The organism is Bacteroidota bacterium (assembly GCA_041658205.1).
Classification (GTDB): Bacteria; Bacteroidota; Ignavibacteria; order UBA10030; family UBA8401; genus UBA8401.
On record JBBAAO010000001.1, the window covers coordinates 1,971,753 to 1,984,296 of the forward strand.

Here is a 12,544-nt window from a genome sequence, read left to right on the forward strand (position 1 = left end):
CATTTTTTTCAACACATCAATCTACTGTTCCGGTCGCCAGTACTTTCTTGTATACCCCATACACAGGATGTACTACCGTTAACGTAATCAGTGATGCTGCCGGTGGATCGGTATCGCCTGCATCTGCATCGGAAACAGTAAAGGTAAATGATGTTATACCTGCACCGGTTAACTTAGTGTCCGGCATTGTTATATTAACATTCCCATCCACTGACAATCCATCGGCAGAAATTGAGATGGACGTTCCGGAAGACATTGGATGATTTAAATAATCCTGAACAGTAAATGTAAATGGTCCTGCCGATCCACCATTGGTAATCGTATATGTATTAATTGCATCAGTTTTGGTTAGAATTGGGCTTCCGGTCCACAATACTTCAATAGAATCGGAAATAAAAGTACTGTCTCTACCGATAGTTCGAGCATACACTCGGGAGAATCCATCGGTCAATCCAGACGCTAGTTTTGTGCCTGTTGGGAAAGGATTGCTTGAATAGAGTGACATAGCAACAAAACCATCTTTATCCGTAAGGCCTTGAAGTGTTTGAATTACACCGTTAGCAGTGTTGAAGTAGACAATCGTTCCTTCCTTCACCGGATTGCTATATTTATCACCAACCTGAACTGTTATTTGGGTGGAATGAAACGCTTTTTGCAGTCCAGGGAAATTAAAGAATGCCGGCGCAATAGTAAAGTGTGATTGATCTGCAAATCCGGAGTTCACGGAAATTCTAACCGGCTGTGACTTAATCGATCTTACTGGATTCGTAAGGTTAATGACTGCTTCTAACTGAACAGCACCTGCTTGCGTTCCGCTGAGAATTGAGACACGCACTCTTCCGTTCTCATCGGTACTGTCTGTGAGAGGCAGGATTGTTGGCGACGTACCACTGTTCGTAAATGTATTCGGGAAAAAGTTCGTATTAAAGTTTACTGTTGCTTTATTGTCGAGCGTAATCGGTGCGCCGACTGAATCTCGTACTTCATACGTTAATGTAGCATTTTCCGTTCCACCTACTCCTGAAATGGAAAGATCCGTTGTGGATGCAGTGATTAAAGCTATTGAGGCTGCTACCCTCGCCGTCGCCGGAACAATAATATTTGCCGGTGCAAGAAGTTTGCCATAGATAGTTTTGATTGATGTTCCGGTAACACCGGTGACAGTTATTTTAATTTTAAAATTACCACTTGTTCCGCCATTCGCCATGAAATCAGCTATGGAGAAATTGAATTTTGTACCATTCACTTTATCCTGCGTATCAGGAAGTTCACCAGTCGTATTTCCACTCACCAACAGTTGGGTAGAAATTGAACCCTCAATGTTGATGTCATATTCGTGGCCGCCAGATATCGGATTTCCAAGATTATCCTTGATTTCATAATCAATACTTGCACTGGCACCATCAAACAATGTTATAGAATCTGACGGAACATTTGACACGGTAACCGAAGGTTTCCCGGACATTAACACATTGAATGATTTTTTAATCACACCACCGTTCCCAACAGTAGAAGCGGTGATGGTCTTGTTACCGAGATATGCAGTATTAGCAACTGAAGTAAATTTGGCTGATACAATTCCAGAAACATCCGTAAATGAAGCTGCAGTTATTAAACCAGCATTGGTCTCAAAATACACAGCCGTCCCCTGTTTTACAGGATTGCCATATTGATCACCAAGCTGCATTTCAATTAATTTATCTCCGCCGTAAATTGATAAATTTTGACTAATGTTTTTGAAAATAAATAGTGAGTCAACGGCAAACCCTCCGTGCACAACAATCGGTACCGGAGATGATTTAATAGAACTATCACTATTTTGAGCAATCACTTGCAAGACCGTTGATCGTATCCCGCTTGTTACAGTAACAGATACTCTACCCGAAAATGGATCGGTCATTGCACTTGTTGGATTAACTTCTTCATCAAATCCAATAACACCCAACCTTCTAAAATCAAGACGAGTTTGGTTTGCAAAATCTAAAGGATTTCCTAATAGATCTCTTGCTTCAAATGTAATAATAGCATTTTCTTCACCACCAACTCCGCGAACGGAGATTTCTCTCTTATCAACTGAGATCAGTGCAATTGATTTTATTGGTCCAGTCTTTACGTAGACAGGAACAGGATTCGAAACAATCGATGAGGAACCTGCCGTTACCTTCGCTTCAACCCTCAACACCCCCGCCTTAATTCCGCTATGGACAACAACTTTTACTTCGCCGGAATCGTCAGAAACGGCGTAGGACGGACTCAAAAATTCGCTTGCATTCTGTGATTGTGTAAGTGAAAATTGTACGGCGGCATTTTTCACCGGCTGCTGGCTAAGATTTCTTACTCTAAATGTAATCGTATCTGTTGTCGGCGTTCCGGCATTTGCCACAAAAATAGTATCCTTTGAAGATCGGAAGTACGATACAGATGCAACACTTCCTTCATTTCCAACTCCTGCTCCGCCTTTCAGAGTACCATTCATTGAATGAGACAAGGTTCCAGATGTATTCGGTCCGATAACTGAAATTTTAAATAATATCGGTTTGGGGCCTTGGCCTTCATCTTTCACTGTATCTCTTGCCGTAAACGAGAACTGAGTAGTACCAACTCCTTTTATTTTCGTATCTGTCATGGTAACATTCACATCTCCAGAAAGGGCAATATTTGCTGAACCTGATCCGGTTGCTTGCACGCTGATCAGATTTCCTTGAGCCAACGGATTCCCATTCACGTCTGCTACGCTAAATTGGAACGTTTTGGACAAACCATCTTCCATTTCAAAATTTGCATACGGTCCGCTTATTTCTGAAATAACTGCATCGCGTGAGAAAACAACGGTCTGTGTATCTCTGATAATGGATCCCCCAACTCCTATTGTTTTCGCTTCAATCGTAGCTACGCCGGATGGGGGCATCGGATTAACAATCTGAAGGTTTGCTGTTGCAGCACCGGAACTATTCGTCGCACCAGTTCCATCAATTAGTCCGCCGTTTGTTCTGAATGATATTAAAGTGCCGGTTTTTGCAGGATTACCAAAGACATCGCCTGCGGTGACAGTAACGACAGCAGACTTTTCAGTAAGTGTGGAAAAATTCTTTTTTGGTGTCGAAACGGTAAACTGCGACTGAGCCGGTAGGCCTCCGGAATCCGGAATGGCGGGAGACAACTCGCCGGTAAATGATTTTTTAGTATTTCCGTTATCTCCGTTTACTTCAACATTGATCGTAATCGGCTGATTCACATTCAAATTTTTCGTGCGTTTGTCGCTGATACTAATATAAAATTTTGTATAGGCAGTATCTTTCGTATCCGGAATGGACTTCACCAAATCGCCAGATAAAACAGCGCCGGTCGTATCAAGTCCCACACCAGAGACTGTAACCGTTGTCCCTTGCGACATTGGATTACCGTTGATATCATCAACCGTAAATTCAATTTGTTTTGTGCCAAGGTGTGGTACCACAAAGGAAGCATCTTTCGAATTTATTCGCGGTGCTCCAGTGAATAAGACACTAATTGTCTTTGTAAATGTTCCCGCCGCATTTTCGGCTTTGGCAAATTTGGACAATCCATTAATAGTGGATTTTCCTTTCCCGCGCAATCCTTTGATAATTACACTTTCATCAACATTTTTCTTTACGCTTGCACCAGTCGATGCAGCACCGGATGTTCCTACTTGAGCGGTAATTAACGCCAATCCTCCGGGAGGAAGTGGATTACCGGAAATGAGGTCAACCCCTACTGTTCCATCTTCGGTAGTTTTAGAGAATGCCTGGATGAGCCCACCTGTCGTTGAGAAATAGACAAGGGTTCCTTGTTGCACTGGATTTCCAAATGTATCACCAACTACAGCTGTAATCACATTGCGAAGATTAAATTTTACCAAACCGGGAATATTCACTTTTTCTGAACCGATCGTGAATCTACTCGCCACCGGTAATCCTCCGGCTATTGTCACAGAAACAACCTGCGATTTTATCGTATCAAGCTTTGTTGTGTCGATCGCATTCTTTACCGTAGATACAGCCTGCACTTGGGCAATTCCCGATTTGGCACCGGAAGATAATTGTACCACAACTTGTCCATTAGTATTTGTTATTGCTGAAGTTCGATTCAATTCAACAAGATTGTCTGGTTTTGTGACGATGTTGAATGAAACAGAAGTTTTGTTCTTTTCATCAATCGGAATTCCAAGAGAATCCCGAACTTCAAACGTCAGATTGGTTGCATCGTTGCCGCCGGCTCCGCGAATGGAAATTGTCTGGTATGTTGAACTAACAAAAGCGATAATACCCGGCCGCGAAGATGCTTTTGCTGGAGGAGTTGAGTCTTGTGAAGCTGTAACACCCCTCATAGTCACTTCACCAAAAGTAATACTCTTCTTTGTTGAGCTGTACGTTCGTGTTAATGTTGTATCGAAGTATAATAAATTGATGTGCCGAAATTTGAATGTCGCAGTAATTTCATTTTTTTCCGTTGAGGTGTATGTATAACTGAAACTTCCGTCGGACTTAGTCGTGTCTCTGCGAAAAGGATTATCCAACGTCACCACGACACTATCCTGCGGAGCATTGTTCTTATTAATAACAATACCGGTTACCGTCACCGTATATTCCGCTGAGGGTGAGTTGGGATCTTGGCACGAGAAAATTCCCAAGATAAGAACCAACAACACACTCGTTGATATTTTCATGAATAGTTTCATAGAACACCTATAGGAAGTTGGAATACTCTAAAAAAACATTTTCGTCATAACGTATTCAAACGTCATGACGAAAACAGTGATACGTAACACTTGTTATTATTTCTTCGGCTTCAACCGTTCAATATCATCACTCGTCTTCTTTCGGGTCTGCTCGATCAAATTTTGACCTCTTCGCTGTTCTTGTGAAGCTACCCGTTCTTCTATTGTCGGCACCAATTCCGCCTTTAAGAGAATGATCAATTCTTGTGTTGATGTTGTCACCTTATCATAACCAAAAAGGTATTTTAAACCTAAAAACCACCATGGCAGATCCTTGAGATACGGAACACCGCCGCGCTCTGTTGATTCAACATTGGTGTATAGTCCTCCCATCACCGTCTCTTCGCCGTCGTACAACACAGAAAATGTTGAGACGGAAGATTTGTTTATAACCGGACCAGGACTTGCCGTACTCCGTTCAGCCGTCACTTCAAGATTGATAAATTTAATACCGTTCTCATCATAAACCATCGGTTTCACATCGATAATGATACCCGATGATAATGGCGTTTGAATCGTATTCCCTGCAATGTCCCTTGTTGTGATAAAGATATCCTGTCCGACCTGAATGCGTCCTTTTTTGCCGGATGATACTACAAGCGATGGACCCGATAAAACATCGCCAAGTTGATTGCTTTGAAAGAACGTGATAAGAGCGGAAATATTCGTGAATGAAAGTGCCGGAACAAATCTCCCGAAAAAACCGGGACTAATCGTCTGTGATCCGCCGGAGCTGGAACCGCCTGATCCACTTGTTGCTTTGGGATCTTGAAATCCGCCGTAAAATTCTGTTCCAAATTGTGTCGGGCGTGAACCGGCTTGGGTTGTATCGCCGGAATAGAAGAAACTCCAATTAATACCAGCGTTCAACGATTTCACAACATCCACGGTAAAAAATACTGATGAGATTCTAACTTCGCGCTGTTTCAATAATACTTTGCCGGTAGAATCGATCTGAGCCGCCGTCATTGTTCCCGATGCCGTCTGCACAACTCCCGCAACTTTTTGAGAATCTTTCGGCGAATAGACATAAAAAAATTCTTCCCGTTCATCATACCATAAACTGTTTGCACGCAGCACACTTTCAAATGCCTGATACCAGTAGGTATTCTCCACATCCACACCGATCGGCTTTTTGTTGTTGCTCACATCCACAATGATCTTGTTCATGTACTTCTTGCTGAAGTCGCTGAATAACAAGACCGCTTTATCAAATGGAAGTGTCTTCGACATTGAAACGAGTTCTTCTGGTGAGACATAATCGTTCAATAATAAACGTCGCTCACGATTATTTTGTGCTGACGAACTCAATGCCAGCAACAGCATACATGCGGCGAAAATGATCATTCGTTTCATTGAATAGCGTCCTTCTCTGTTTTCTCAAATTGAATTTGTTTTCGTTTGGTCTGCACAATACCGCCGTCATTCAGAATAAACTCCACAATACCTTCCCGCGGTATGATGCTCGAAACTTTTCCAAGATACACTTCATCCCCTATTTGCAGCGTCAGCAACTTTCCTTCTTCCGTCATCACTAATGCTTTGCCATTGGCTGTCGCTTTAATGGATATTCTTTCAATATCAACAAGATTGCGTACATTCGCCGGTGTCTTCTTTAAAATGTCTGGCTGAAACGGATTGGACATAATCGGCTGCGGTGTAGAATCCGGCCGCATCACTGACATTCCGAGTGTTTTCTCTTTGGTGAAGTATGCATCGATCTCCATATCATACTGCAGAGCAATCTGCGGGTATTCCATGGAGTCCGCACCGATTTCATCGCTTCTGATGGTGAGATTCGAAATTTTATATAACTTGCGTCCGTTCTCTAACAACCAAAGAAAACGGAAAATATTTGGAAACTCGGACACACCGGTGATCTTATAGGTATTATACCCGATCATACCGCCGTCATGAGAACCAACCAGCGCCAAATTCATCTTCAATTGCTGAGCGCCGCTTTCGTCGATGATCTCGCTCAGATATCCGTACGTTTGCGAAGAAACATCGGATTCGGAAATTTCCTTAATGCGATTGTTCCAGCGATGAAACGTTTCGCGAAGTTTCGTCTGGTTCTCTTCGATCGCATTCAACTGTTCGGAATTATCCTGCAGTTGCGCGGTGATCTTCTTCGTTTCTTTTTGGTTGGACTCGATCTTTTTCGGTTGATAGAAAAATGTCACATATGTTCCAATAGCGGAAACTAGGAAGATGATGACAGCGAGCGCTATACTATTTCGAATTTTGTATGACACATCTCACCTATTTATCTTCTGTAACATTTTGTACTGTGAGGACAAATTTATACACATCTTTTCCTCGGATGTTTTCCATCTCAACTGTTTGCAGTGTTGCATTGGCAAACATATTTGCGATTCGTGGAATCCGCTGACGATACATTGTATATCCCATCAATTCCATCGTCGAATCTCCCTTTGCAACCATATCCTTAATCCAAATGGAATTAACACTTTCAACGCTGTTGGTAAGATGATTAAACACTTTGCTCCACTTATTGTAGTTCGGCATCACTGAATCGTACACGGCTAACGAAGATTCGAATTGGGCATTCTGAGCCACTAAACTGTCCAAGATTGTTTGCAATCGCTGATTTTCGGCAAGTTGTTCTTGTTTCTTTTGCAGATCCAGTTTTGAGCGACGAACTTCTTCGTTCTGTTCAGCATAACGTGATGTGAAGTAAAATGTCGTCGCAAAAATCAACACTAATAACACATATCCATGCCAGGCAAGTTTAAAAGCTTTTTGTCCTTCACGGTAACTCGTCGGTAACAGATCGATATTATAGTATCGCTTATTCTTCGGTTCCAACGCCCGCATGGCAGAAGCGATAGGAATGGCATACTCAGAAATAATTGTTTCGGGATTATCCTGAAATTCCGAGGTATCGAGTGTTGTAGTCGTTAAATATTCGATGGGTGCTTCGGCAAATTGTGGAGCGAGAAATTGCTTTAAGTCAATCTTAACTGCTTCGCCTGCCAGAAATATTCTATCAATGCGTAAAATTCCGGCACTATCTTGCTCAAGAAGAATACGGGAATAGATAGTATTCTCAATATTTGGTGTCAGGCGTCCTTCGCTGATAACAGGGGCAAAATGGAAGAAGAACTCTCCCTTCATAAAGACAAGACGGCTGAACTCTGTTCCAACATACACAATAATCGAAACCTCGGATTCACCCAGTTCATAATTCGCCCGAACCAGGTTCATCAATGAGATATCGGATGTTTCGATAAATTGAACACGCGGTATTCTCTTCCCAAGAAAATCTTTTACGCTTTCAATCAGATCGAGCAGTCCCAGACCATCCTCACGGATCACGGAAAGTACCTGTCCTTCAGCGGCGGGAATATATGATAATGAATCAATGGTCGGTTTTACGGATCGCGTTGCAGAAAGCTCATCAACAAGTTTACGTTTTAATTTTGCACCAGAAAGCCCGAAGTTATCTTCGAATTGCTGATAATAAATACTCGGTTCTGAAATAGAATAGACAAGATAATATGCATTGGTAGGAAATTCTGAGAGCAGACCGATAATCACTTCGCTGTTGGATGCACCGCCGGATGCTTCGGCAAACTCATCTTTCATTCCGCCCGCTTCCAGAGAATCCATCATATCAAAGCTCTCTGTCCCTCCCGATTCCGATCCTGCTACTCGTTCTTCAAGACGCTTTACCAGATTGACAGTCTTTACATCGTGCAGAATGATGCGCTTGTTCTTCAATGCCAAATGAACAAACTTGACATCGAGACCGTCAATGAAAATCCCTAATATGGTTTTGCCTTCACCTTTATTGTATGGCATGATGTTTACGTATTGATGATTTGCTGCATCCGTTTCTTATTATTAGCATAGTTCATTGCGTTTTCCATGGAGATCTTCTTTTGCTGATATAATTTTTTTAGATCCTGTTCCATCGTCTGCATCCCTATCTCACCGGATTCCTGAATCATCTGATAAATTTCGCCCGTATTGCCGTTCTTAATGGCTGCACGCACAGAAGGATTCATAATCATAATCTCTCGAGCAGCAACACGTTTTCCATCCAGCGATGGAATCAGTTTTTGAGATAACACCATTTTACAAACATCAGCAAACCGCATCCGAACACGATCCTGCTCAACGTGAGGAACTTCGCCGATGATACGGTCTATACTTTCTACTGCTGATGCAGTGTGAAGTGTAGAAAACACTTTGTGTCCGCTGTCGGTAATTTCTAGTCCGGTTAAAATAGTTTCCGGATCGCGCATTTCACCAATCATAATGATATCCGGATCTTGCCTCAATGCCTGGATGGCACCATCCTTAAACGAAAGAACATCTCGGCCAACTTCACGATGCCGTACGATGCAGCGGTCAGATTTGTGTACATACTCAATTGGTGAAGCAACAATACAAATGTGACCATCAACAGTGTGATTGTTGAGATCGATCATGGCATCTAACGTTGTACTTTTACCGGATCCCGTAATACCGGTAATGAGAATGAGACCTTCTTTTGTATGGGCCAAACTGACAATTTTTGTTACATTCGGGTGAAGTTCCAACGATTTATATGGACGAACGGTTGCATTGATAGCACGCATATTCAATGCAAGTTGATCTAAATCCATATATGCATCAGCTCTAAACCGATGCATTTTATCACCTTCAATCACCATGTGCGAAAAATCAAGATTCTTCACTTCATACAGATATTGGCGCTGGCGGGCGGAGATCAACGATTGAATAAGAATATTCGTATCGTCTACAGAAAATGCATCTAATGTCGGATCAGGTTTTTTAGATCCAAAAATTCTGTACCACACCTTACCGTGACCACCGAAACCGCCTATATCGATGTCGGAAGCATTAATCAACTGCATTCTTAGCAATAAACATTCAACAAATGTCTTCAAAGTCTGTTTGTTTTCAATCGGTAATTTTTCGACAAAATCTCCGATAAAAATTTGTCGTTCAAGACCTTGTGTTGATTGGGGTATTTGCGTAATAACTTGATTGAGAATGACGCGCGTCTTCTCAAAAATTTCCGGAGGAATTACTAATGAGGCAGTCGGAGCAACATGCATAGGCGGCAACGTAATATTAGTGGATATGAATGCAACCAATTTAGAATAACAAGTTTACCTAAAATTCTAAAGTGTTACATTAAGCGTTGGAGAGAATATATTGAAAGGCATAGAGAATGTCAACAGCATGATTCAATTTATTCAAACCACGAAAGCACTTCTAACCCGTTATTATTCGTCGGAAATGGGAAGTTTGTTGGTGGACTTGATTCCATTCTTGTATCATATTTCATATAAAAATTGGCACCTTTTGATGCACCTGTTCCAAAATCTGTTGAACCAATAGTCCTTGATATTAACGATCCGACAATTTTCAACTGTTCGGTTGGACTATTGTTCACTAAAGAACTAGCTAATTTAGCGCTTGTATTCGTGAAAAATGCACCGTCCATTCTCATCGGTAATTGCTGAATTTGGATGTCGCTTGCTGCTACAACTGCCAACATATCAGTGGAGCTTGAATTTGTTAGAGGATCAGTATAATATCGAATATCATCATCAATAAAGACGGCACCGTGGCTATCATCTGCCGATGACGATGAAAGGCTGGATGTAATTGAGACTTGCCCTTTAATTGTTCCCTCTATATGTAATGCACCGTCAACTAGAGCAATATTTCCCGTTGGTGCAAATGTAGATAATGGAACAGAGCTCCCATACGAATCCCCCGAACTAAGTTTATATTGAACGTGACAGACTCCGGAACCATCCACAGAAAATTTAAGGTAAAGTTCTGAACCGCTCTGATAATCGTGAGTTCCACCCGCTGCCGCAGCCCCTGTCACAATTGCGGCGGCAGAAGAAGAATAACTTGGAAAGGAAATATTGACTCCTGTTTGATATCCTCCTAAGAACGTTGGAGAACCCGCAGTGGTTTGCAAAGTTCCCATTGTAGCTTTACCAATAAACACCGGCGATCCTTGAGTAGACATTCTATTGTTGACATGAATAGGACCATCAATGGTATCACCAGTTCGTAATTTTGCTGCTGACGAAACATTGCCGCTGTACATTGCAAACTTGGCAAGGGAACTTGGACTCAAAACAATCTTAACAGTATGTGTATCCGATTGATAATATGCTCTGGATGTAAGTATGACTTTGCCGGCATAGGTCGTCGTATCGAGCGTAACGTTAAATATTCCGCCATTCATAGAGACATTCGAAAATCCTGTCCGCCAGGTATTATCTAAAAAAAGTTGGTTGCAGGCAAGGTTTGCACCTGCCACTGCAATATTATACACTTGCGTATTTTCATAATAGGTAATGGCATTCGAAAATGCTTCCGTACCGCTGTCACTCATTGTTTTTCCAAAAAACAAAAAGATGGTGGTAACACCCATCACCATATAAATTGCTGATCTTCCCATTCTTCACCTCTATCGATTATTTAAATTCTTTGCCACTAAACGTACTTGACGCCAGAATGCACTTTGGTATACAGTATCATACGTTGCCGTATTATAATATTTTGTCCACTTCACAGGATGCTCAACTTCAATTGTTATTTGTAGATACTGAATCAATCTACAATCACTGACAGGGGTTGATAGTCTTACCCGCATTGCATCATAATATTGTAGATTAAACGTTTTCACTCCCATATTGACACCAATTGGATCAGCATTATTTTCTATCCGGTAAATTAGTCTATCGTTGGGATTTGGCGTTTCCGGCAATTCTGATGTCGGGCCAACGTAGTATGTTAATGAATCAAGTATACCATCCCCGTCGTACCCAGTACCACTCGTACTCGTAGGGAAATCAGTCCAAAATGTAATTCTGGATGTATCAGCATAACGAATGGCATCGGTTGGAGACGCAATAAGAGTAAAATCTTTACAATACCCGATCTTCCGAAAATCATATTCCAACAAATCCGAAACTGCTACAAGGTTCTGTTGCACAAAAATATCCTCGCGAAACGCCTGCACGTTTTCCATCGTACCGCCATTCAACCGAAGGGCGATCAGCAGCAATGTGCTGAATACCATGGTTGACGCAATAAGATCTAAAATCGTTTGTGAACCCATACATTCCTTTCCTTAACGGAAATACCAATAACTAAACACCGATTGAAACGTCAACGTATCTGGTCGAGGATTCGTAGGATCAACAGAGTAATCCACCATGTAGGGACTTGTCACGTAGATGGTGATCATTTTGTTCCAAGTCTTGGATGTTGTTGTTGTAACAGTTGAAGGAGGTGTTACACTTAAATATTCTACTCTTGCCGTTGTATAAAAAATAGCAGAATTTGGAATCGAATCTATTCTAACATATCCATGATAGTCATCGATATCATCAAAAAGGGTATAACCTGATTCTCCGGCATCCGGACCAAAACTTGCTGGTGTCGTTAACGATGATGATTGTGTGGAGGTAAGAAATGTATCGGCAGTCGCTTCATCAAATGCAAGATCGTTTGCGTATTCTAATAATGATGTCCCTAATGACGTCGCTGTTATCCGGTATTCTGCAATATCTTTTGTAGAGCCGGTTTCCAATGTAGTGCGATTGACTGTCAGGATCAATCTACCCATCAGCATCAGCGCCATAATCGTCAATAATGTTTGACCAAGACCCATAAGTATCTTACAAGTGTTATTATACGAATATAACAATGCTGCGGAACGAATACTGTGGCAGACAGCACTTTTATCTAAAATTACACAATATTCATACCGAAACAAATAGCGTAAAAATTAGATAAACG

At 41.7% G+C, this 12,544-nt stretch carries 8 protein-coding genes; all 8 read right to left on the reverse strand.

What is annotated here, in order from left to right:
* Positions 1 to 16: 16 nt before the first annotated feature.
* Positions 17 to 4,699, reverse strand: a complete 4,683-nt coding sequence (locus WDA22_08150; protein ID MFA5833433.1) for a hypothetical protein — start codon at positions 4,697 to 4,699, stop codon at positions 17 to 19.
* A gap of 96 nt (positions 4,700 to 4,795) precedes the next feature.
* Entirely contained in the window at positions 4,796 to 6,094 is a 1,299-nt protein-coding gene (locus tag WDA22_08155; GenBank protein ID MFA5833434.1) for a type II and III secretion system protein, read from the reverse strand.
* Positions 6,091 to 6,993 carry a hypothetical protein gene (locus tag WDA22_08160; protein ID MFA5833435.1) on the reverse strand — a complete coding sequence of 301 codons (903 nt, stop codon included), beginning with the start codon at positions 6,991 to 6,993 and terminating at the stop codon, positions 6,091 to 6,093. The genes WDA22_08155 and WDA22_08160 overlap by 4 nt, the downstream gene beginning before the upstream one ends.
* Before the next feature lie 7 nt (positions 6,994 to 7,000).
* Positions 7,001 to 8,563 carry a hypothetical protein gene (locus WDA22_08165; protein MFA5833436.1) on the reverse strand — a complete coding sequence of 521 codons (1,563 nt, stop codon included), beginning with the start codon at positions 8,561 to 8,563 and terminating at the stop codon, positions 7,001 to 7,003.
* 5 nt (positions 8,564 to 8,568) lie between these two features.
* Positions 8,569 to 9,867 carry a PilT/PilU family type 4a pilus ATPase gene (locus tag WDA22_08170; GenBank protein MFA5833437.1) on the reverse strand — a complete coding sequence of 433 codons (1,299 nt, stop codon included), beginning with the start codon at positions 9,865 to 9,867 and terminating at the stop codon, positions 8,569 to 8,571.
* A 98-nt stretch (positions 9,868 to 9,965) separates the two neighbouring features.
* Positions 9,966 to 11,198, reverse strand: a complete 1,233-nt coding sequence (locus tag WDA22_08175) for a hypothetical protein (GenBank protein ID MFA5833438.1) — start codon at positions 11,196 to 11,198, stop codon at positions 9,966 to 9,968.
* A 9-nt stretch (positions 11,199 to 11,207) separates the two neighbouring features.
* Positions 11,208 to 11,861 carry a hypothetical protein gene (locus WDA22_08180; GenBank protein MFA5833439.1) on the reverse strand — a complete coding sequence of 218 codons (654 nt, stop codon included), beginning with the start codon at positions 11,859 to 11,861 and terminating at the stop codon, positions 11,208 to 11,210.
* Between the two features lie 12 nt (positions 11,862 to 11,873).
* Positions 11,874 to 12,416, reverse strand: a complete 543-nt coding sequence (locus WDA22_08185) for a hypothetical protein (protein MFA5833440.1) — start codon at positions 12,414 to 12,416, stop codon at positions 11,874 to 11,876.
* Between the last annotated feature and the right edge of the window lie 128 nt (positions 12,417 to 12,544).